Source organism: Weizmannia sp. FSL W8-1119, from assembly GCF_038008605.1.
GTDB lineage: Bacteria > Bacillota > Bacilli > Bacillales > Bacillaceae_C > Weizmannia > Weizmannia coagulans.
Window position 1 is genome coordinate 2,017,610 of the sequence record NZ_JBBOZL010000001.1, and the last position, 21,430, is coordinate 2,039,039.

Annotated in this window: 18 protein-coding genes and 1 other annotated feature; of the genes, 5 read left to right on the top strand and 13 right to left on the bottom strand. The window is 47.9% G+C overall.

Annotated features, from left to right (window positions below):
* Positions 1-34: 34 nt before the first annotated feature.
* Both ezrA and refZ read right to left on the bottom strand, forming a co-directional pair.
* The gene (gene ezrA, locus NSQ19_RS09925) at positions 35-1,735 is read right to left on the bottom strand and encodes a septation ring formation regulator EzrA (protein WP_340702788.1); all 1,701 of its coding nucleotides are present in this window, start codon (positions 1,733-1,735) and stop codon (positions 35-37) included.
* Between the two features lie 292 nt (positions 1,736-2,027).
* Complete coding sequence (gene refZ, locus NSQ19_RS09930; RefSeq protein ID WP_019720711.1) at positions 2,028-2,666, bottom strand: forespore capture DNA-binding protein RefZ; 639 nt, start codon at positions 2,664-2,666, stop codon at positions 2,028-2,030.
* Between the two features lie 162 nt (positions 2,667-2,828).
* On the opposite strand from refZ, the gene NSQ19_RS09935 reads away from it, so the two are divergent.
* Positions 2,829-3,308, top strand: coding sequence for a GAF domain-containing protein (locus NSQ19_RS09935; RefSeq protein ID WP_340702789.1), 480 nt, complete (start codon positions 2,829-2,831; stop codon positions 3,306-3,308).
* 230 nt (positions 3,309-3,538) lie between these two features.
* Here NSQ19_RS09935 and NSQ19_RS09940 read toward each other — a convergent pair whose 3' ends face one another.
* A complete protein-coding gene (locus NSQ19_RS09940; RefSeq protein WP_340702790.1) occupies positions 3,539-5,407 on the bottom strand; it encodes a sensor domain-containing diguanylate cyclase in 1,869 nt (622 codons plus the stop codon).
* A gap of 499 nt (positions 5,408-5,906) precedes the next feature.
* Between NSQ19_RS09940 and rpsD the strand changes: the two genes are divergently transcribed.
* On the top strand, positions 5,907-6,509 hold the full coding sequence (gene rpsD, locus NSQ19_RS09945; protein WP_013859951.1) for a 30S ribosomal protein S4: 603 nt from the start codon (positions 5,907-5,909) through the stop codon (positions 6,507-6,509).
* 187 nt (positions 6,510-6,696) lie between these two features.
* On the opposite strand, the gene NSQ19_RS09950 is transcribed toward rpsD, so the two are convergent.
* The 4 genes from NSQ19_RS09950 to pruA all read right to left on the bottom strand — a co-directional run bounded on the left by NSQ19_RS09950 (position 6,697) and on the right by pruA (position 11,205).
* Positions 6,697-7,473: a hypothetical protein gene (locus tag NSQ19_RS09950; RefSeq protein ID WP_013859952.1), complete on the bottom strand. Its 777-nt coding sequence runs from the start codon at positions 7,471-7,473 to the stop codon at positions 6,697-6,699.
* A gap of 16 nt (positions 7,474-7,489) precedes the next feature.
* On the bottom strand, positions 7,490-8,164 hold the full coding sequence (locus tag NSQ19_RS09955) for a hypothetical protein (RefSeq protein WP_013859953.1): 675 nt from the start codon (positions 8,162-8,164) through the stop codon (positions 7,490-7,492).
* A 481-nt stretch (positions 8,165-8,645) separates the two neighbouring features.
* Complete coding sequence (locus NSQ19_RS09960; RefSeq protein ID WP_340702791.1) at positions 8,646-9,641, bottom strand: proline dehydrogenase family protein; 996 nt, start codon at positions 9,639-9,641, stop codon at positions 8,646-8,648.
* Positions 9,642-9,657: 16 nt separating this feature from the next.
* A complete protein-coding gene (pruA, locus tag NSQ19_RS09965) occupies positions 9,658-11,205 on the bottom strand; it encodes an L-glutamate gamma-semialdehyde dehydrogenase (RefSeq protein ID WP_014097717.1) in 1,548 nt (515 codons plus the stop codon).
* A gap of 181 nt (positions 11,206-11,386) precedes the next feature.
* On the opposite strand from pruA, the gene NSQ19_RS09970 reads away from it, so the two are divergent.
* Positions 11,387-12,760, top strand: coding sequence for a sigma-54 interaction domain-containing protein (locus NSQ19_RS09970; protein ID WP_014097716.1), 1,374 nt, complete (start codon positions 11,387-11,389; stop codon positions 12,758-12,760).
* A 100-nt stretch (positions 12,761-12,860) separates the two neighbouring features.
* Here the strand turns inward: NSQ19_RS09970 and tyrS are convergent, their stop codons facing one another.
* The gene (gene tyrS / locus NSQ19_RS09975; RefSeq protein WP_013859957.1) at positions 12,861-14,120 is read right to left on the bottom strand and encodes a tyrosine--tRNA ligase; all 1,260 of its coding nucleotides are present in this window, start codon (positions 14,118-14,120) and stop codon (positions 12,861-12,863) included.
* Positions 14,121-14,260: 140 nt separating this feature from the next.
* Positions 14,261-14,459, bottom strand: a binding site (T-box leader).
* A gap of 213 nt (positions 14,460-14,672) precedes the next feature.
* Positions 14,673-15,482, bottom strand: coding sequence for a formate dehydrogenase accessory sulfurtransferase FdhD (gene fdhD / locus NSQ19_RS09980; protein ID WP_014097714.1), 810 nt, complete (start codon positions 15,480-15,482; stop codon positions 14,673-14,675).
* A 241-nt stretch (positions 15,483-15,723) separates the two neighbouring features.
* On the opposite strand from fdhD, the gene fdhF reads away from it, so the two are divergent.
* On the top strand, positions 15,724-18,666 hold the full coding sequence (gene fdhF / locus NSQ19_RS09985) for a formate dehydrogenase subunit alpha (protein WP_340702792.1): 2,943 nt from the start codon (positions 15,724-15,726) through the stop codon (positions 18,664-18,666).
* 15 nt (positions 18,667-18,681) lie between these two features.
* Positions 18,682-19,209 carry a DUF1641 domain-containing protein gene (locus NSQ19_RS09990; RefSeq protein WP_017554563.1) on the top strand — a complete coding sequence of 176 codons (528 nt, stop codon included), beginning with the start codon at positions 18,682-18,684 and terminating at the stop codon, positions 19,207-19,209.
* A gap of 41 nt (positions 19,210-19,250) precedes the next feature.
* Here the strand turns inward: NSQ19_RS09990 and NSQ19_RS09995 are convergent, their stop codons facing one another.
* From NSQ19_RS09995 to NSQ19_RS10010, 4 genes are read right to left on the bottom strand one after another with little or no spacing between them, the layout of a single operon-like run.
* Complete coding sequence (locus NSQ19_RS09995; protein ID WP_340702793.1) at positions 19,251-20,252, bottom strand: ThiF family adenylyltransferase; 1,002 nt, start codon at positions 20,250-20,252, stop codon at positions 19,251-19,253.
* A gap of 2 nt (positions 20,253-20,254) precedes the next feature.
* A complete protein-coding gene (gene moaC / locus NSQ19_RS10000; RefSeq protein ID WP_013859962.1) occupies positions 20,255-20,743 on the bottom strand; it encodes a cyclic pyranopterin monophosphate synthase MoaC in 489 nt (162 codons plus the stop codon).
* A 3-nt stretch (positions 20,744-20,746) separates the two neighbouring features.
* Complete coding sequence (gene moaD, locus NSQ19_RS10005) at positions 20,747-20,977, bottom strand: molybdopterin converting factor subunit 1 (protein ID WP_013859963.1); 231 nt, start codon at positions 20,975-20,977, stop codon at positions 20,747-20,749.
* Positions 20,974-21,429 carry a molybdenum cofactor biosynthesis protein MoaE gene (locus NSQ19_RS10010; protein WP_013859964.1) on the bottom strand — a complete coding sequence of 152 codons (456 nt, stop codon included), beginning with the start codon at positions 21,427-21,429 and terminating at the stop codon, positions 20,974-20,976. Before NSQ19_RS10010 ends, moaD begins: the two co-directional genes overlap by 4 nt.
* Between the last annotated feature and the right edge of the window lies 1 nt (position 21,430).

Here is a 21,430-nt window from a genome sequence, read left to right on the forward strand (position 1 = left end):
AAACGGGGAGTGCTCCGTATTTTTTCCGTTTGCTTCAAAGTAATTCTTCAGTTTCCAGCATTTTTTCAATTTTTTTCAATGCGCCGGGCTCCACCGCTTCCACTGTCGTTGCGGCTTCTTCAAGCGCCTTCTCATAATCGTAGCGCCGGAAAGCCGCTTCTGCGCGTTCTAGCCCGTCCGCCACTTTCTTATATTTAGCGCGGTAACGGTTGCCGTATTGAATCACTTTTTCAGCAAGCTGCACATTTTCCATTAAAGCTTTCGTGCTTTTTTCAAAGTTTCCGACTGCCTGTTCCGCCTCCAGCAGATGGCGGTTGACCTTCTCCATGTTTAGCGGCGTGGCATGGAGGCTTTCGGCAGTGTCACGAATCGCGTTCCAGGCCGCTTCGTACAGGGTACGGTACGAGTCCGGCAGCCCAGGAATATTGCTTCTTTCGACAAGGCGGCGCATATCCTGGATTGTCCGCTTCAATTCCGCGATCTTCGCGCGTGCTTCCATTTCTTCTTTCCGCAGGTTCTGCAAAAATTCGTTAAACGTCTTCTGGTCATCCCGCAGTTTTTCAATCTGCCCTTCCATTTCTTTGAGCTGTTCGCTTAACACGGAATAAATCGTTTCGTTTTCGGGAATTTTTACTTCAAGGACCGCCAAACGCGCGGCCAGTTTCTCCAATTGTTTCTCGAGTTCAGCAGGAACAGCCATGTTTTCCTCATGCAGCTGGTATGTCTTTTGCACGGATTCTGTTTCTGTTTTGAGGCGCTTGTTTTCTTCCCGTACTTCATCCAGGATATCCTTCACTTCGCGGAAATGCTTGAGCACATAGTTTTTCGCGTACGCTTCTTTTTCTAAAATATCGTAAATCGTTTCTATTCTTTCCTTGATTTCCCGGATGCCTTCCTCGACATCCGCTGTGTCAGCCTGTTCAAGTTGTTTTCGGTAAGCCGAAAGCTTCTCTGTAAGTTCCTTCATTTCTTCATCAAATTGCAGGTGATCGAGCGCAAAGCCTTGTGCAGCCATTTCTTTGTAGCCCTCTTTTAATTCTGCAAACTGCATCGGCAAAAGCGATTCCGTTTCCGCCAGCAAATCCGGAATTTTCCCGGCATCCTCCTGCAACATTTCTGTTTCTGCTTTCAGTTCATCGGCTAATTTCTTTGCCTCCAAATAGTTCCCGGCTTCCGTCAGTTCATGGTAACGGACAAATTTCTCCGCCAGGCTGTCCACTCTCAAATCGAGGCTTTTAATGGCTTTTCCGTATGTATGGCGCCGTGTCAGGAGCTGTTTCTTCAAGTCTTTGAAGATTTTCCCGAGTTCTTCCACTTCTTTCCGGGATTCTTTCTCGGCATCCATCAGTTCATTGACGCCGTCCAGTATATCTTTTATTTTTTGTTCCGCATTTTGAAGAATCGCCTCTGCTCCCGCCTGTACTTCTTTCGCCTTTTTGAAACGGTATTTGTCGGTGTGCTCCTCGATTTCAAAGAGCTTATCTTCCACTGCCGGCAGTTCCTCGTTTAAAAGGTCCTCCCAGTCTTTGCGCCAGCCTTCAAATAAACTTTCCGCCTCCCCGCCCATATTGAGCCGTTTGACTTTTCCTAGCTCTTCAGTGACAGGCCGGTTCATGATTTCAATTTTCCATGCTTCAAGCTTGTCAATCTCTTTATAAAATTGCCTCCTGATAAAAAAACCGCAAGTCAATAAAACGAGCAACAAAAGAATAGCGCCAATGATGCCATACATCATAAACTTGAAAGCCTCCCGTTCGTCCACAAATCAAACCTTAATATCCGCTCATTATGTATGTATGAATACCGGAGCAATCCTTCCCGATATCCATAGGCATGTATGTTTATTTTTATTCTATGATACCATGTAATGACAATATTTGACTATGAAATTCGAGATTTTTCGATTCATTTTGGGGAAGGTTTTTTCCGCACCCAAAATAAAAAAAGCCGGCGCTTATTTTTTGCACGGCGGCGGGCTTTTTCGGAAAGCTGCCGGCATTTAAAAACAGCCGGCCCGGGCCGGCACATTAAAAAGCGGTTTCAAGCAGCAGCGGTTCCGGCTGCGCCCCCGCGTTTTGCCGGATGCTGTCCAGCCATTCGGCAACCGATTTGCCGTATTTTTCGGCAAAATACGGTTCTTCCGGCTGCATGCCCCATACTTCCCGAATGTACTGGCTGTTTAAATACGGCATCGACAGCATGCTTTTCAGCTGAATCATGAGAAAGTTCAGTTTGCCCGCCTGGATTCCGGGCCCGCACCAAGCCTTGGCAAGTTTTTTCAATAAATAACGCTCTTTCATGAAATAAGTGGACAAAATTTCGCGGACAATTTGCGAATCAACGGTGACTTCCCGCCATACAAATCTGGACAGCAGGTGGTTTTCGCTTTGAAAGTGCAGGATGCGGAAGGCCGCCCGTTTTAATCCTTCTTCCGAAAGATTTTGCACTTCTTCTTCAAGGCAGGCAATATACGGTTCAAAAAAGCGGATAAAGCACGCCTCCAGCAACCCCTGCTTGCCGTTAAAGTAATAGGAAATATTGGCCGAATTGACTTTTGCGGAAGCCGCAATCGCCCTGATCGTCGTTCCTTTATAGCCCTTCGTATGAAATAAAGCAATCGCCGTATTGAATATTTTTTCTTTTGTTTCGCTGCTGTTTCCGTCCATTTGTTCCACCCTTTCCTCTTTTTTGCTTGCCGGGCTTCCCCTTTTGTGTTAAAAATATTCTATTCCGTACTATTCCATATGCCGGGTCGGGGTTCCTTTAAAAACTTTCCGACAAAATCCCGCCCCGTTTTTAAAAAATTTGCTGATGTAAGGATGATGGCAATGTTTCATGCAGAAAATGCCCAGGGTACGAAGAAAGAAAAGTATGATCTTGTCGTAAAACAGCTGATCGCGCTCACAGAAGGCGAACCGGACAAAATTGCCAATTTAAGCAATGCTACAGCGCTGTTAAACCAGTTTCTTGACCGGGTGAACTGGGTTGGGTTTTATTTCGCATCCAGGGATGAACTCGTCCTCGGGCCGTTCCAGGGTTTGCCGGCCTGTGTGCGGCTTCCGTATGGGAAAGGGGTGTGCGGGACAGCCTGGAAAGAAAAACGGGTGCTCCGGGTCGCCGATGTCCAGCAGTTTTCAGGCCATATTGCCTGTGACGCCGCTTCCCAGTCTGAAATTGTCGTACCGCTTATGAAAAACGGGGAAGTGGTCGGCGTTTTGGATATCGACAGCCCGGAAAAAAATCGTTTTGATGCAGAAGATGAGGCAGGGCTGGCAGCTTTTGCCGCTGCGCTGGAAAAAGTGCTGTAAGGCCGGTTTCGCAGGCTGAAAAATCAGGGCGGCAAAAGATACTGGCTGGCAAAGCCCCATGCCCAAACCCAAAATCCGCAGGCCGGACGAACTTGGCACAGGCAGCCGGGGTTTGTGGCCTGAAGCAGATATTACAACAATAACGAAATGCATAAAAAATGCCCCCCTTGCCGGATCCGGCAAGGGGGGTTTTAAAGGCGGCTGACAAAAGAAATCAGCTGCAGTGCGCCCTAATTGGATTTCATTTCCATATCGCTGATGACAACCTGGTTTTTCCCGAGGCTTTTCGCATGGTACAATCCGGCGTCCGCCCTGTTAAAGAGGGACTCCGCCGTTTCATTCATCTCTTTATTCCAGTACGACACCCCGCAGGAAATGGTAACCGGAGGATTTGTATTTTTCCGAACAGCCGCAAGCACCCTTTTGGCGACCTGCACCCCTGTTTGAAGCGGCACGCCGGGAAGATAAATCGCCATTTCCTCTCCGCCCCATCTTGCTCCGATATCGGTTGAACGAATGTTTTCTTTGATCAGCTTTGCAACCTGGATCAAAATTTCATCCCCGGTTTGATGGCCGTATGTATCATTGACTTTTTTAAAGTCATCAATATCGAGCAAAATCAGCGTGCCCTGCTCATCTTCACCAATAGAAGTTTCCATCCGGCTGTTCAAGTAATTTTTGGCAAACAGCTGGGTGAGATGATCGGTAATCACCATTTTTTCAAGCCGCTCGCGAAGCATGGAGTTGGTTAAGGCCATGCCCGACTGATAAATAAGCGACTGAAAAAGTTTGAACCTGTCGAAAGAAAAATGGTAAGGCGCTTCATGAAGAACAAGGCAAAACCCCTTTAAATCATCTTCCTGGATAATCGGGACAGCCATCAGCGAAGAAAAACGATAGTTCCTGCCGGGAAAGCGCCGGTTTAAATTGCTGATAAACAGGGATTCTTTCTTTTCGGCAAACGAACGGTTTGCAAATTCAAGATAACGGGCGCCTTCCTTTTCTTCAAAAATGGGGCTGCTACCTTCAAGTAGGTCCATTTTCCCATTCTCCATCATCACGAACCCGATTGCCTGGGTATCAAATGAACTGGAGATCTGTTTCATTAAAAAATCGACGGTTTCTTTTAAATTCGCGCTTTTATTTAACTGGCGGGAAACCGAATTGATCAGGCGGAGTTCTTCAATGGACTGCATCGACTGCTGGTACAGCTTGGCATTTTCAAGCGCACTTCCCGCCGTATTGGCCAGCAGGCTGATAAATTCCAAATCGCTGCGATTAAATTCATAGTTGGTAAAAGTGATGACCTGCAGCACGCCATACACGCCCTGCTTTCCCCTTAGCGGCGCATAAAGCATCGTTTCGTTTGTCCGCCATACCGTGGCAAGGTGGACCTGGCCGTTTACATATGATTCGAGCGCCATTTCGTCGACCGCATCATATTGCAGCGATTTGATCGGCAAATCAAGATTGTGGTGATAATCGTCCGACAGCATTAAGGTGTATTCAAAAACCGGATACAGCCTTTTCAGCGTGTAAATGATTTCTGCAAGGATCGTATCCGTATCCATGGAAGAATGGAATTTTCCGGTCACTTGGAATAATTCGATGTAACGCTTTCTGTCGGCTTCGACAACAGACAACTCATACTTCAGCTGCAGGAAGTTCCGGCTTTCCCTGACAAACGCCTGCAAATCCGCGTCAGACAGCTCCCCGAACATCCTGTTTGGAATGGAAAGAAGCAGGCAGCCATCCTCCATGTTTTTTTCCGGAATAAAAAAAGCAATGTTAAACTGTTTTAAATAAGGATCCTTTTTCAGTTTCCCATTTGTGACAACCTGGGAGGCTGTTTTTAAAGCTTTAATTTTTCCGGATGGCACGACAAGTTCGACGTCATGCCGGAAAGGATTGTAAAAGCCGCATATTTTGTAAAACTTTGTGTTCTCGCTGTCCGGCTTATAATACACGATATGATCAGCGCTGAGCACTTCTGCCACGACCGCCACCCAGTCATCCAGGCTACTTGCTGCCTCAAGATTCATTAAATCCAGTAAACGGGACTTATAATATAGGATTAAATGATTTTCTTTCTTTTCCATTTCCTAATCACCCTGACCCTGTTTCCGTATAAAAGCGAAAAACGCATAAAAAGCGCGAGCCTTAAAAATGAAGAATATTAAAACAAAAAACTGCACGGGAGACGTAAAAATGTTAAAAACCGGTCAAATTAATACCATTATAATGCAAAAGAACTATAAATGTACAGTCTGCCTAACCGATATACTGTATATATTGTGTCTTAAGTCCTGTTATGAAGCCGCGCGAACGGAATGTGAAAATTTTTTGTCGCAACACAGCCCAATTTGCGTTTGTTGTTGACTTTTTATCTTTAAAAACATATAATCAACGTTGTGTAAAATAATGCAGCCTTATTGGACGGCTTTGTGTTTGTATTTTGTTCCTTGCCTGAATGCAAGGTGTATCGTGTAACCCTCTGCTGCTGGGGCGATGGTACATGAAAACAAAATACGCATGAAGAAGTGTCCATGATATCTGTTTTTATTTTACAACAAAATAAAAACAAAGGAGGAGTCTTTCATGGCTCGTTATACAGGTCCAAGCTGGAAATTGTCCCGCCGTCTCGGGATTTCTTTAAGCGGTACCGGAAAAGAATTGGAGAAGCGCCCTTATGCACCCGGGCAGCACGGCCCGAATCAGCGCAGAAAATTGTCTGAATACGGCTTGCAATTGCAGGAAAAACAAAAGCTTCGCCATATGTACGGCTTAAATGAACGCCAATTCCATAACACTTTCTTGAAAGCCGGCAAAATGCAAGGGAAACATGGTGAAAACTTCATGGTGCTTTTGGAATCACGCCTTGACAACCTTGTTTACCGTCTGGGTTTGGCCCGCACACGCCGCCAGGCACGCCAGCTCGTAAACCATGGGCATATTCTCGTTGACGGCAAACGCGTCGATATCCCGTCTTACCGTGTAGAACCGGGGCAAACGATCGGCGTACGCGAAAAATCCCGCAACCTTGATGTTATCAAAGAAGCGATCGAAACAACGACATTCGTTCCGGATTACCTTTCTTTTGATGCAGACAAGCTTGAAGGGACTTACAGCCGCCTCCCTGAACGCTCGGAACTGCCGGCTGAAATTAACGAATCGTTAATCGTTGAGTTCTATTCCAGGTAATGTGTAAAACCCCGAAACCGCTCTGGTTCCGGGGTTTTTTTATATTCTGAGACACAAATTTATAAACAGGTGAAAAATTAGCCAACAGAAAGATATGGCCCTCAGACTTCCAAGCCCTCCCCTCTTAATCGAGGATCATAAAAAACCACTGCATCACATTTTCTCAGATGGCATTCCCGGTTTGGGTCTATGATGATGCTTCGGGAAAACTGGGAGATCCAGCACTTGGCAGTGAATTAGCCAATTTTATGATTTCGCTTTCAGACAAATCACCATAGATCCAAATCAGTTTTTCCTGGTCAAAATAATAAAACAAGGATTGCGTTTTCGATCGAGTATTTACAAAAGCCTCATCGCCCTTAAACGGAATGGTTTTCGTTCCTTCAGGCATGGAAAAGGAAAATTGGGGATACAGTGCAATCATGACTGTTCTTTTCCCGTCTGTGATGTTCCATATCGATTTTCCATCAAAATCTGAGGTGATTACAGCATATTTTTGCATAGGAAGCGTTAAACCTTTAACATGATCTTCCAAACGATCAATAGGGGCATCTGTCACGTTTTTTATTCCCCACTTACCGTCATGAAAGGACAGGGCAAACAGATTCAATCTTGAATCTTTAAGTTTTGGTACTTTGGTTGCTACGACCGCTTCGCTTCCCAAATGGGTTTCCCATAATATATTCTTCTTAGAAGGAACAACATCTTTTTCATCTGAAAACTTCCATTTAACCACATGGGTAACGGTATCGAGCGGTGTTTGCTGTTCGTCTTTTGATGCCTCAGTCATCATCATTTGGTCAAGACTAAGGGACGCCGCTTGGCTATTCTCCTTGGCCTTGGTGTGGTTTGGCTGTATTTCATGCTTCACCTGGTTACCGGAATGACTTGCTGAACAACCGTTTAATAGAATGGGAAGCATCACAAAAATTGTACAAGCGTGTCTAAAAATCGGCCGTGTCATGGTCGTTGCCCCTCATCTATAAATGTTTTGTGTGTGCAACGACTGCTTTCACTTTCGGAATATACACGGTGAGCTGAACGTTTTTTGATTGCACACAACTATTGCTTAGATAGTAATACGTGCCATACCATTTATCACGTTTTGTTCCATAATCATTCCATCCTTCATATTTAGGACGGACAGTTATTTTCACTGAATCAGATTTAGACCATGATACTGTCCGGTCGGCATTATATCCCACTTCAGCACTTACAGGTTTCCAACCACCACCTAATTTTCCACTTGCTGTTGAGCTTTTGGAATGTGTACCAGTAAATGTTGATGTTATAGTCACATTGTCTTTTGTTCTATTAAGGTAATGAGTTCCCTCCACTATCTTATAAAATGCATATCCTTGTTTTGTTGCGGAATAAGCCCAGCCACCCATACATGCACGTCTTTCGGAAATGTCAACAGCTTTTTTTAAATAGGTTGATGGAACATCGGGTTCATCCTCCCAATCCTGCACCTCTTGATATTCATCCCATTGGTTTTTTGAAACCGCTATGGGATCGCCATTTTTAATATCATAAACTGCTGAAACTTCTGATTCAGAGTCATCTGCCAATGCTTTAGACGTACCTCCATAACCAACTATTGTCATTACAAATGCAATGAATGAAAAAATACAGATTTTAATTTTTCTATTCATTAGCTTATTCCCCCCTTTTTTGTTTTAATATTTTAAATAAATTATATAGATAAAGTTCGCCAAAAATCCACTAAATTCATTCGACAAATTCCGATACGGTCAAACTATTGAAAAATAATCTTCGGACTGGGAGTGGCCCCGTCTCAAGTATCAAGGGATGAAAGAAATGAATACTATGGCGCTACGATTGAACGTATACGTGATGTAATGGAAGCAATGAACATGTTTTCGATTACAAAAATTGAACCGAAAGAAGTCCAATATGCATAATTGGGTTGGTCCAAACTGGAAAGTCCTTAACCGTGCGGGAAAATAAAAAAAGAGGAGTCCGTGCCATTGGTTTTCACCGTTGTGGCACAATTTACTGATAGCTTGCCCATGCCGGGTTAGGCACGGCGCGGCCGGGATAGAAATACAAATCAACAAAATGAAATAGAAAAGGCCGCCCGGGGCACGGTTGCTTTGCGGAGCGGCCTTTTTCTTACCTCTTCCTTTTGCGTCGCCACAGCATGAAAAGCGAAGCGGTCAGGGCAGCGGTGAGAAGCGGTTCTTTTTTCAATTTATTATCTTTTGTATACAGTGCATCCTTTACAATCAGGTTCACATTTTGCGGGCGTTCGGCAAGGCGCCGCATATAATAGCCGAACCAGTCATTTCCGAACGGCATGTACGTCGTGAAATGGTATTTTTTCGCCAGTTCATACTGCATCTCCTGGCGAAATCCGTACAGCATCTGAAACTCAAACCGGCTGTGTGGGATTTGGTTTTCTTCAATAAATGCTTCCAGTTCGCGAATGATGTGGTGGTCATGGGTGGCAATGGACGTATATGCCTCGCCGAGCAGCCGTTTTTTTACAAGCTTTACATAGTTCCGGTCAATTTCCGCTTTTGACTGAAAAGCGGCTGTCTCGCTTTCTTTGTAAGCGCCCTTTACAATCCTGAGCCGGACATCCTTCAGTTCATCCATAACCGCTTCGGCGTTGCGCAAATACGCCTGGATGACTGTTCCGACATTTTGGTACGTTTCAAGCAGGGTTTTCAACACCTCTATTGTAGCATGAAAATGGGTATAATCTTCCATGTCAATATTGATGAAAATCCCGTATTCCGCTGCACGCGCCAAAATGTCTTCCATATTTTGCAGGCAAAACGTGCGGTCAATATCCAGCCCGAGCTGGGTCAGTTTCACCGAGATATGGCAGTCCATGTTCTCCTCATGGATCCTGTCCAGCATTTGCAGGATGCGCTGTTTCGCCGATGCCGCTTCCGATTTTTCCGATACGAATTCGCCCAGATTGTCAACGGTGCAGCTGATTCCGCGGGCATTCATTTCCCGGATAGTCCGGGTGACGGAATCAATATCCGTCCCCGCAACAAATTTTTCAGCACCGAACCGAAAACCCCATTTTTGCGCACTTTTATTTAAAAACCTGCTGTTTGAAAGGCCGATGAAAAAATCCCTCGTCAAATTTGCCATATCGCCTTCCCTCCCGTTAAAACATTTCCGATACAGACTTTGCTTCCATAAACAGCTTCAAATAATCCGGGCCGCCCGCTTTCGAATCGGTACCGGACATTTTAAAACCGCCGAACGGCTGGTAACCGACAACGGCCGCCGTGCATCCCCGGTTAAAATACAGGTTGCCGACATGGAATTCGTACCGGGCGCGTTCCAAATGCTCCCTGTTTTTCGAAATGACGGCGCCTGTCAGACCGTATTCCGTATTATTGGCAATTTCAAGCAGTTCGTCAAAATCTTTTCCTTTCGCAAAAGCGACAACCGGCCCGAAAATTTCTTCCTGCATGATCCGTGCCTTTGGATTTACATCTTTAAAAATCGCCGGGTAAACGAAAAATCCTTTTTCGCCATCCGTTTCCCCGCCAAAGACGAGTTTGCCCTCTTCTTTGCCGATTTCTATATAACTTTTAATCTTGTTAAACTGCTTTTCGTTAATGACAGCACCCATGTACACATTTTCTTCGGACGGGTCGCCGACGGTTACGTTTTTCGCAAGGGCGATCGCCTTTTCGAGCACTTCTTCATATACGTCTTCATGCACGACTGCCCGCGAGCAGGCTGAACATTTCTGGCCGGAAAAACCGAATGCCGACTGGACAATCGCATCTGCGGCGAGATCGAGATCCGCTTCTTTATCGACAATAATCGTATCTTTGCCGCCCATTTCAGCAACGACCCGTTTTAAAAAGTGCTGGTCCTTCTGCACTTTCGCAGCCCGTTCATAAATGCGCAGGCCCGTTGCTTTGGAACCCGTAAAGTTAATCCAATGGGCAGACGGATGATCCACCAGGTAATCGCCGATTTCTGCCGGATCGCCCGGCACAAACTGGAGCACGCCTTTCGGAACCCCCGCTTCTTCCAAAATTTCAACGAGTTTGTATGCAATAACAGGCGTGCTTTCCGAAGGCTTCAGCAGAACCGGGTTCCCGGCAACAAGCGGGGCAACCGTCGTGCCGCAAACAATGGCGAAAGCAAAATTCCACGGCGGAATGGTCACCCCCGGCCCCATCGGCTGATAAAAATAAGTGTTGTGCTCATTTTCACGCTGTTCCATTTCCTGCCCCTTTGCAAGCTCAAGCATCTGGCGGCCGTAGTATTCCAAAAAGTCGATTCCTTCCGCCGTATCCCCATCCGCCTGGCTCCACGGCTTGCCGGCATCAAACACAAGCCACGCCGACAGCTCATGTTTGCGGCGGCGCGCAATCGCAGCGGCTTTGAACAGCACATTCGCCCGCGCTTCGGGTGCCATTTTCCGCCAGCTGCGAAATGCTTCATTGGCGCCTTCGAAAGCTTTGTCAACCAGTTCTTTCGATGCTTTCGAAACTTTCCCGACAACCTGTTCTTTATTCGCAGGATTGACGGATACGAGCTTATCCTCTGTAAAAATCCGTTCTCCGTTTATTACAAGCGGGTACTCCTTCCCGAGTTCCGCACGCACTTTTTCAAGTGCCGCTTGAAACGCCTGTACGTTTTCAGGCTGGTTAAAATCCGTTAATGGTTCATGTTTAAAAGGCAAGACCAATGAAAAAACCTCCTTCATCCTCGTTCTGGCTTAATACCATGCAAGAATCATGCCAACTTCCGGAACATCCCTGTTTCCCTATATCCGCAAAAAAATAAACCGTTTTCTATGTACAATATATTTACACAATTGTAAATCGAATGTACAATACCTTTACACGACAAAGGGGAGGAAGACGGAAATGGCAAATGAACTGTCTTATTTGCAGGCGGTATTATCGGCGGAAAATGATGCGATTACGATCGTAAACGAAAAAAAGGAAGTCATTTATTGGAATGATGCCGCCGTCCGGACCTACAATATTCCAAAAGAAATGATCTTAACCAAAAAAATTACCGATTTTTTTCGCGATGATGATTTAATGGTGCTCAAAGTGCTGCGGACAAAAGCCCGTATCACCGACCAATATCATCGGCCCCGCCCCGACAAGCATGTCGTCGTCAATGCGCGGCCCATTTTTGACAACCGCGGCAGGCTGATCGGCGCGGTATCCGTGGAACGCGATATCACCCAGATTGTTAGGCTGAACGACAATCTCGTCTCCACTTCCATAGAACTGAATGAACTGCGCCAAAAAATGTACACAAGCTATGAAGAAACGCCTTTTTCCAAATTAAAGGGGAAAAGCCGCGCGCTCCGGGATACGATCCAAATTGCGGCGAAAGCGGCGAAAACGGATGCCGTCACGCTTATTCTCGGCGAGTCCGGCACCGGGAAAGAAATATGTGCGCGCGCTATCCATGAAGCAAGCGCGCGGAAAAACGGCCCTTTTATTCCGGTGAACTGCGGCTCGATCCCTTCCGCCCTGTTTGAAAGCGAATTATTCGGCTATGAACCTGGCACGTTTACGGGTGCGGAGAAAAAAGGAAAAGCGGGAAAAATTGAAGAAGCGGACGGGGGTACGCTGTTTTTGGACGAAATCGGCGAACTGCCGCTAGATATGCAGGTGAAGCTGCTGCGCGTGCTGCAGGAAAAAGTGATTTACCGCATTGGCGACGCTTCGGGCAGGAAAATCAATGTCCGTTTTATTGCCGCCACCAACCAAGACATTGAAAAAATGATGAAAGAAAAGACATTCAGGTCGGACCTTTATTACCGGTTAAATGTTATTCAAATTACGATGCCGCCATTAAGGGTGCGCACAGACGATATTCCTGTCCTCGCCCGCTACTTTCTGAAACAATTTGCCGTCCAGTACAAGATGCCTGAACCGGAACTCGCCCCTGATGCCCTTTCTTTCCTGCAAGCGTATCATTGGCCAGGGAATGTCCGGGAGCTCCGGAATTTAATGGAACGGATGGTGATCCTATCAGAAAAGCCGTTTATTGACCGCGCCTCCCTTCTCCGCTTTTTCCAGGGAAATGAAACCCAACCGTCCGGAAGTGCCATCCCGGAAAGCGGCACTTTGCCTGTGGAAAAAGAAAATATGGAAAAACAGCTCATTGAAAAAGCATTGCGCAAAGCAGGCGGGAACAAATCCGCCGCAGCAAAAGAACTTGGCATTTCAAGGGTCACCCTGTATCAGAAGCTGAAAAAATTTGGAATTGGGAGCTGACTTCCCCCGCCGGGAAAAACGAAGAAGGGCAAGCCGCGATCGGAGCAATAAAAAAGGGATGCACATTTCAGGCATCTTCATTGTGCATCCCTTAATATCCTCAATGTTTAATTAAAAAGTATTTTTTCTTCCCTCTTCTAATAACGGTAAATTCGCCGCCGATTTTGTCCTTTTCCTGCAACACAAACCCGAGATCCGTTACGCGGTCACCGTTTACGTAAATGGCGCCGTTTTGGATATCTTCGCGTGCCTGGCGTTTTGACGGGGAGATTTTGGCGGCAACGAGCAACTCCACAAGCTGCTTTTGTTCTTCGCTTTCAAGCTGGAATGACGGAACATCTTTAAATCCCTGCTTCATTTCTTCAGCCGACAGTTTCTTCACATTGCCGCTGAACAATGCTTCTGTAATATTCAAAGCCTGCTGCAATGCTTCCTCCCCATGGATCAGTTTTGTCATTTCCGCGGCCAGCGCTTTTTGGGCTTTGCGGAGATGCGGTTCGGTTTCAACCGATTTTTCCAGCTCTTCGATTTCTTCTTTTGGCAAGAAGGTGAAGTACTTCAAGTATTTTACGACATCGAGGTCAGCCGTGTTGACCCAGAACTGGTAAAACTCATATGGCGATGTTTTCTCGGCATCGAGCCAGACTGCGCCGCTTTCTGTTTTCCCGAATTTTGTGCCGTCCGCTTTTGTGACAAGCGGAATGGTAAGCCCGAAAGCTTTTTCTCCTTCCGGTTCGAGCTTGCGGATCAGCTCAAGGCCGCTTGTAATATTGCCCCACTGGTCGCTTCCGCCGATTTGCAGGCGGCAGTTGTATTGTTTATACAAGTTAAAGTAATCGACGGCCTGGAGGATTGTATATGTAAATTCCGTAAACGAAATACCGGTTTCAAGCCGTGATGCGATCGTGTCTTTTGCAAGCATGTAGTTGATGCCGATATGCTTTCCGTAATCACGCAGGAAAGTAACGAGATCCATCGAGCCGTGCCAGTCATAGTTATTGACCATGATGGCGCCTGACTCGCCGTCAAAATCAAAAAAGCGTTCCAGCTGTTTTTTCAATGCTTCGCCGTTTTGCTTGACCTTTTCAACTGTTAACAGCTTTCTTTCTTCCTTCTTGCCGCTCGGGTCGCCGATCATGCCGGTTGCCCCGCCGAGCACGACAATCGGCCGGTGTCCCGCTTGCTGGAAACGGCGCAGCGTCAGGTACGGGAGCAGATGCCCGATATGCATGCTGTCGCCTGTCGGGTCAATCCCGCAATACAGGGTCACTTTCCGGTTTTGAAGCAACTCCGCGAGCCCTTCTTCGTCTGTCTGCTGGTAAACAATTCCCCGCCATTTTAAATCTTCGAGTAAATCCATTTCAAACCACTCCTTTTGTGCCATTTCAAATGCCGGCAGCATTCAGGTTCCAGCGCCCGGCTTATATCCGGCGATAATGGGCAGGAACCTGTTGCTGCCTTCTTTTTCCTGTAAAACAGAAAAACGCCCCTCCGCCAAAACGAAGGGACGATTGTATCGCGTTACCACCCAACTTGAGAATTGCTTCTCCACTCATTTGGATAACGGCTGGGGGCCGTCTGCCGTATCCGGCAAAAGCTCCGGGGTGTAATTCGCCGCCTGCCTGTACCGGTTCGCACCAACCACCGGCTCTCTTGTATGCAGCAACAGGAAGCTACTTGATCCTTTCGACGCTTCATTCATCAAATTGTAAGTTATTTTTACCATATACATTTTGAAATGTCAACCTTGCCAAGCAGGCTGCACCAGCGCTTTCTTCAAATCCGGTAATGCCCATTTTAACCTTTCCTCATCCGGCAAAGGCCCTGTTCCGTCCCGAAGCACGCCTTCCAGCGTGTCTTCCCGTTTTCTTCCAACCCAAACCGTGCCTTTCCGATCGTATACACCCGGCAATCACCGGGCATGGGCGGCAACACCGGCAATCCGTTCCGGGCAGGTGTAAATATTCATCGACCCACCGCGGATAAAGCCGATCGTGGTAATGCCGAGTTCTTCAGCGGATTCCAGGGCGAGTGTGGTGGGTGCCGATTTCGATAAAATCACCTCGCAGCCGATTTTGGCTGTCTTCAATAAAATTTCCGAGGAAATGCGCCCGCTGAATGCAAGGATTTTCCCTTTTGTGGAAACCTGATTTTTCAAACAATATCCGTAAATTTTATCAAGCGCGTTATGGCGGCCGATATCCATCCGGCTGACAAGGATCCCGCCGGCATCGCACAGCGCAGCATTATGGACGCCCCCTGTTTTTTTAAACACTTCGGCATTCTCCTGCAATGCTTCCATCAGCCGGAAACAATCATCAACTGTAATCCGGACGTGCACACCGTCCATTTTTTTCGCCGCCAGAGCATCATTGACAAAAACAAACGCCTGCCTGCTCATTCCACAGCAGGAGGTGATATAACGTTTATTTTGCAGCTGTTCGTAATAAGGATTAAGATGATCGGTCCGGACATGGACGAATCCTCCTTTTTCATCCGTCCAGATGTCGCGGATATCTTCATAGCGCCGGACAACCCTTTCCGACACAAGATAACCGACCGCCATGTCCTCGATATATTCAGGTGTGCACACCATCGTCACCCATTCCTGCCCATTCACTTTTAATGTCACCGGGAATTCCGTTGCGACTGTATCCAGCGCCCGTTCGAGCCGCCCGTTCTTGAAACGGAGAATTTCCCTCTGCGTGTCCACATTTTTCATGGGTTCAACAGCCCCCTGTCTATAATGTTTTATTTTAAAGGAATCAGATTAAAAACAAAAGCCGCCCGCTCAAATAGGCAAAACACTCTGATGGTTTGTTCATTTTTGCATCAGATGCTAGAATAAAAAAAGAGAATAGTAGTTTTATTTTTGCAAAGGTTTGGTATAAGTAACAGAGTTGCCGGTTTTTTGTATTCTTTTCTGAAGGCCTGCCTTCACTGTTTGCAAAAGGAGGAAAAAAATGGAAACCAAATCGATTCACATCACGATTGATGGCCGGGATTATGAAGCCCGCCCCGGCGAGAAAATCATCGATGTGATCAACCGGAATGATATTTTTCATCCACAAATTTGCTATTACCCGGAAGTAGATCCGATCCAAACTTGCGACACGTGTATTGCGGAAGTGAACGGGGAACTGATGCGCACCTGTTCGACGGCGGCGGAGGACGGCATGGTGGTCCACCTCAGCGATGACCGGTCGGAAGCGGCCCGGCATGAAGCGATGGACAGGATTCTCGCCAACCACCTTTTATACTGTACGGTGTGCGACAATAACAACGGCAACTGCATCGTCCACAATACAACGGAAAAAATGGGCATCGAACACCAGAAATATCCGTTTACGCCAAAAACGGACGCAAGCGGGGTCGACTATTCGCACCCGTTTTACCGGTACGACCCGAACCAGTGCATCGCATGCGGGAGATGCGTGGAAGCCTGCCAAAATCTGCAGGTGAACGAAACGCTTTCCATTGACTGGGAAGCAGAACGCCCGCGCGTCATTTGGGATAACGGCGTTCCGATCAACGAATCGTCATGCGTTTCCTGCGGGCATTGCGTCACCGTCTGCCCTTGCAATGCATTGATGGAAAAATCAATGCTCGGCGAGGCAGGCTATTTAACCGGGCTTGAAGAAGACCTGCTTGACCCGATGATTGATCTTGTGAAAAAAGTCGAACCGGGTTACGGCAGCATTTTTGCCATATCCGAAATCGAAGCTTCGATGCGCGAACAGCGCACGAAAAAAACGAAAACCGTTTGCACCTTCTGCGGTGTCGGCTGCACATTTGAAGTATGGACAAAGGGCCGGAAAATTTTAAAAATCGAACCGAAGCATGAAGGACCGGTAAACGCCATCTCCACTTGCATCAAAGGCAAATTCGGCTGGGATTTTGTGAATTCCGATAAGCGGCTGACAAAACCGCTTGTCCGTAAAGACGGAAAATTTGTAGAAACGTCATGGGATGAAGCGCTCAGCGTGGTGGCAAGCCGGCTGAAAGAAATCCATTCCCAATACGGAAAAGATTCCGTCGGTTTTATTTCTTCTTCAAAAGTTACCAATGAAGAAAACTATTTGATGCAAAAGCTGGCGCGCCAGGTGTTTGAAACTAACAATGTCGACAACTGTTCGCGCTATTGCCAGTCGCCGGCAACGGACGGCCTGCTCAGAACCGTCGGCATGGGCGGCGACAGCGGCACGATTAAAGATATTGCGTCAGCCGGCCTTGTCATGATTGTCGGCGCGAACCCGGCGGAAGCCCACCCGGTCCTTGCGACCCGCATCAAACGGGCCCATAAACTGCACGGCCAGAAACTGATTGTTGCCGATATGCGCAAAAACGAAATGGCAGAGCGCGCCGATCTTTTTATCCATCCGAACCAGGGCACAGACCAGGTATGGCTGATGGCGGTGACAAAATATATCATCGACCAGGGCTGGCATGACCAAAAATTCATCGAGGAAAAAGTGAACTTTTTCGATGAATTTAAAGAAACGCTTGAAAAATACACGCTCGACTACGCTGAAAAGATTACCGGCATCCCGAAGGAAACGCTGGTCCAAATCGCCGAAATGATCCATCAGGCAGACGGGACATGTATCCTCTGGGGCATGGGCGTCACGCAAAATACAGGCGGTTCCGATACGTCCGCCGCTATTTCCAATCTGCTCCTTGCCACCGGAAACTACGCGCGCCCGGGTACAGGCGCTTATCCGTTGCGCGGGCATAACAATGTGCAAGGCGCATGCGATATGGGCACGCTGCCGGGATGGCTGCCGGGCTACCAGCATGTGGAGGATGATGCGGCACGCGAAAAATTTGAAAAAGCGTACGACGTCAAAATCAGCAACAAACCGGGGCTGAACAATATTGAAATGCTGCATGAGATTGCAGCCGGGCAGTTAAAAGCCATGTATATCATCGGCGAAGACATGGCGCTTGTCGACTCCGACGCCAACCATGTTAGCGAGGAACTTTCCAATCTTGACTTTCTTGTCGTCCAGGATGTCTTTTTCTCAAGGACGGCCCAATATGCGGATGTTGTTTTGCCTGCAGCCCCGTCGCTTGAAAAAGAAGGCACCTTTACAAACACGGAACGCCGTGTGCAACGGATGTACCAGGCACTCCCGGCTTTGGGCGAATCCAAACCGGACTGGTGGATTATCCAGGAAGTGGCAAAACGGCTCGGCGCAGACTGGCATTACAGCCACCCGGGCGAAATATTTGCCGAAATGGCCAGCCTGGCTCCGCTGTTTGCACAGGCGGACTACGACAAATTGGAAGGCTGGAACAGTTTCCTTTGGGGAAGCCTTGATGGCGCCAATACCCCGCTTCTTTACAAGGACGGCTTCCCGTTCCCGGACGGCAAAGCGCGGTTTGCCCTGACAGACTGGGTAAAACCGGCTGAATTTCCGGAACAATACGATTTGCATATTAATAACGGCCGGATGCTGGAACAGTTCCACGAAGGCAACCTGACCAATAAATCGGAAGGCATCGAATCAAAAGTCCCAGGCGTATTTGTTGAAGTGTCACTGGAGCTTGCAAAAGAACGCAATCTCTACACCGGAGACCTTGTCCGCGTCACTTCCCCGTTCGGATCGCTGAAACTGCATGTGCTGGTTACAGACCGCGTGCAGGGCAATGAGCTGTACTTGCCGATGCACTCGACAGAAAAGGAATCGGCGATCAACTTCTTAACCGGGCCGATTTACGATAAACGGCAAAGCACACCGGCGTTTAAACAAACGAAAGTGAAGATGGAACTGATCCAAAAAGGCGGGAAGCCGCCGCTGCCAAAAACAAACCACCGCGATAAGAAAAGAAATCCTACACGCGGCGTGGAAGTCGAACGGAAATGGCAGCGCGAAGGCTATCAACCATTAACAGACGTACGCTAAGGGAGGGAAAAAAGGATGGCCGCTCCGATCACAGAGATTGTAAAACAGCAGCCGGCGGAAGAAGAAATCACCCGGCAAAAGCTCGAGGAATTGGAAAAACTGGTTGCCGATCATAAAGATGCGTTTGAAAATTTGATCCGCCTGATCGATGATTTCAATGATACCGGTGCACTGGAAGCCGCAAATGCAATGATTCTCGCAAAAAACGATATTTTAAAAATCGTCCTCGAGCAATTGTCCCGGGAACAGGTCGTCAACCTGATCAACATGCTGCTCGGCACGGCCGGCGTCTTTATGAAAGCCGACCACGACCTTATTATCCACTTGATGAACGGTGTATCATCAGGCTTTGATGAAGGCAAGCAATTCATTGGCTCGGAGGAAAAAGTGACATTGTTCGGGCTGCTGAAATCGTTGAGCGACCCGGACGTCAACCGGGCAGTCGGTTTCGCCATTTCCTTTTTGAAAGGCATGGGAAAAGCGCTCCAGGAACCGGTGCCGAAAAAAGAAGACGTGGATCATGAAACATTGGCAAATATTTAACGCCATTCAAAAAGGAAGCACGGAAATGCGTGCTTCCTTTTTCATTGAAAATATTTTTGATAAAGCGAACGGGCCTCTCTCTTATCTTTCGTCCCGTGAATGAGCATCCTCCCGTCCGGAAATAAAACCGTCCGGTGGCCTTCAAGCGCAGTGATCATTAAGTAGCCGTTATACTGCACGGCAGCACCGCCCGCTTTCATCTCCCGCGCCATGTTTTCAAGCTCGAACGTGCCTGGATGGCGGATTTGGACTGTATCCCGCCCGCACAATACATCGGCGGATGATTGGGATTGAAGGGCCGGATAGACCGGATGCCCTCCGCATGACGGGCAGTCCTTATTTTTCATTTTTCCTGCTTTGATAAAATGGTGTTCGCCCTGCCAAATATCAAACACGGCAACAGATGGGCGCGGCTTTTCCCCGGAAAGCAGCTTTAAAGCCTCTGTTGTCTCATAAGCCGCGGTCATTTGCACAGCCGGCGCGATAATGCCCGCTGTATCGCACGTCGCGTGGTAAGCGGGGAGATGGCCAATCAGGCAGCGGAGGCAAGGCGTTTCGTCGGGAATAATTGGAAACGAAACACCGCAGCTGCCAACGCAGGAGCCGTAAATCCACGGAATCCGGTATTTTTGCGCCAGGTCATTCACATAAAAGCGCGTCTCAAAATTATCGGTCCCGTCAATGATCACATCAACGCCTTCTTCCAAAACAGAGAGCAATTTCGAGTCAAATGCATCGATCACATGCGCCTCGATCCGGATGGTGCTGTTGATGGCTTCAAGCCGTCTTTTTGCGGCGATGGCTTTTGGCAAATGGGTGCGCGCATCTTCCTCACAATACAAATTTTGCCGCTGCAAATTCGATTCATCGACATAGTCACGATCCACAATCGTGATTTTTCCGGCGCCCGCCCGCGCCAAGCTTTCCGCAACAGCGGAGCCGAGCGCGCCGGCGCCAATGATCAGCACATGGCCTTTTGAAATGTTTTGCTGCCCGTTTTCAGCGATCGGGGCAAACAGCATTTGCCGGGAATACCGTTCCATGCTCATTCCTCCTGCCTGATATAATGCCCGCTTTTTCCGCCTGTTTTTTCGATCAGATAGGTCGGCCCGATGACCATGCCTTTGTCCAGTGCCTTGCACATATCATAAACGGCCAGCGCGCATACGGACGCCGCTGTCAAAGCTTCCATTTCCACGCCCGTTTGCCCTTTCGTTTTGGCCATCGCTTCGATATCAAGGCTGTACCCGTCTTCCCGTTCGTGCCAGCTGAACGAAATGTCAACGCCTGTTAAAGGCAAGGGGTGGCACATCGGAATGACATCCGCCGTTTTTTTTGCGCCCATAATGCCGGCTACCTGTGCGACGGCAAGCACGTCCCCTTTTTTGATTTTAAAGTTTGTAATCTGTTCATAGACTTCCTTTGACACGATCACACTGCTTTTTGCGCGCGCCGTCCTGGCGGTTTCCGGTTTTGCCGTTACATCGACCATTTTGGCGCGGCCCTGTTCGTTCATATGCGTCAAGTTTCCCATCTTTCAACCTCCGCTGACCGGCGGGATGAGGGCAACGGTATCGCCGCTATGGACCATTTCCTCATCGCGGGCAAATTCTTCGTTCACGGCCACCATAACTGCATCCTGCTGCAAAATCCCTTTTTCCGCAAGCGCCTGGCGCAGTTCGGCGACCGTCATTTTTTCGCAGTTGATGTCCATTTCAGAACGGCCGGCCTGTTCTTTTAAATGGGCAAATAACAATACTTTAATCATCGTTCAAACGCCTCCGGTGCCCCTGATTCATAGAAAACCGTTTCCTTTTGGTTGCCGACCCACATTTCGCCGTTTTCCCAATGTTCTTTTTTCCAGATCGGCACCATTTCTTTGATTCTTTCAATCGCGTACCGGTTTGCCCGGTAAGCCTCATCCCGGTGCGGGGCGGAAACCGCAATGGCAACCGCAATGTCGGAGATGCCGAGGCGCCCGGTCCGGTGCACGATCGCCGTTTTGGCTTCCGGGAACTGCTGCCGGATTTCCGTACCGATTTGTTCCAGCTTTTTCCGGGCCATCGGTTCGTATGCTTCATATTCCAGATACAATGTTTTCTTTCCTTTTGTCATTTCCCGGACAGTGCCGATAAAAGTGACAATGGCGCCTGCATTCCGGTCGGCAACAGCCTGGATCAGTTTGGAAACATCCACCGGTTCTTTTACAATTTCAAACATC

What these genes read in the sequence shown, in the direction of transcription:
- moaC (WP_013859962.1), bottom strand. Translation starts at nt 20,743, where the DNA reads ATGGGAAACTTGACGCATATGAACGAACAGGGCCGCGCCAAAATGGTC.
- NSQ19_RS09935 (WP_340702789.1), top strand. Translation starts at nt 2,829, where the DNA reads ATGTTTCATGCAGAAAATGCCCAGGGTACGAAGAAAGAAAAGTATGAT.
- fdhD (WP_014097714.1), bottom strand. Translation starts at nt 15,482, where the DNA reads ATGAAAAATGTGGACACGCAGAGGGAAATTCTCCGTTTCAAGAACGGG.
- rpsD (WP_013859951.1), top strand. Translation starts at nt 5,907, where the DNA reads ATGGCTCGTTATACAGGTCCAAGCTGGAAATTGTCCCGCCGTCTCGGG.
- NSQ19_RS10010 (WP_013859964.1), bottom strand. Translation starts at nt 21,429, where the DNA reads ATGTTTGAAATTGTAAAAGAACCGGTGGATGTTTCCAAACTGATCCAG.
- tyrS (WP_013859957.1), bottom strand. Translation starts at nt 14,120, where the DNA reads ATGGATTTACTCGAAGATTTAAAATGGCGGGGAATTGTTTACCAGCAG.
- NSQ19_RS09995 (WP_340702793.1), bottom strand. Translation starts at nt 20,252, where the DNA reads ATGGAACGGTATTCCCGGCAAATGCTGTTTGCCCCGATCGCTGAAAAC.
- NSQ19_RS09940 (WP_340702790.1), bottom strand. Translation starts at nt 5,407, where the DNA reads ATGGAAAAGAAAGAAAATCATTTAATCCTATATTATAAGTCCCGTTTA.
- NSQ19_RS09960 (WP_340702791.1), bottom strand. Translation starts at nt 9,641, where the DNA reads ATGGCAAATTTGACGAGGGATTTTTTCATCGGCCTTTCAAACAGCAGG.
- moaD (WP_013859963.1), bottom strand. Translation starts at nt 20,977, where the DNA reads ATGATTAAAGTATTGTTATTTGCCCATTTAAAAGAACAGGCCGGCCGT.
- NSQ19_RS09955 (WP_013859953.1), bottom strand. Translation starts at nt 8,164, where the DNA reads ATGAATAGAAAAATTAAAATCTGTATTTTTTCATTCATTGCATTTGTA.
- fdhF (WP_340702792.1), top strand. Translation starts at nt 15,724, where the DNA reads ATGGAAACCAAATCGATTCACATCACGATTGATGGCCGGGATTATGAA.
- ezrA (WP_340702788.1), bottom strand. Translation starts at nt 1,735, where the DNA reads ATGATGTATGGCATCATTGGCGCTATTCTTTTGTTGCTCGTTTTATTG.
- NSQ19_RS09970 (WP_014097716.1), top strand. Translation starts at nt 11,387, where the DNA reads ATGGCAAATGAACTGTCTTATTTGCAGGCGGTATTATCGGCGGAAAAT.
- NSQ19_RS09990 (WP_017554563.1), top strand. Translation starts at nt 18,682, where the DNA reads ATGGCCGCTCCGATCACAGAGATTGTAAAACAGCAGCCGGCGGAAGAA.
- NSQ19_RS09950 (WP_013859952.1), bottom strand. Translation starts at nt 7,473, where the DNA reads ATGACACGGCCGATTTTTAGACACGCTTGTACAATTTTTGTGATGCTT.
- refZ (WP_019720711.1), bottom strand. Translation starts at nt 2,666, where the DNA reads ATGGACGGAAACAGCAGCGAAACAAAAGAAAAAATATTCAATACGGCG.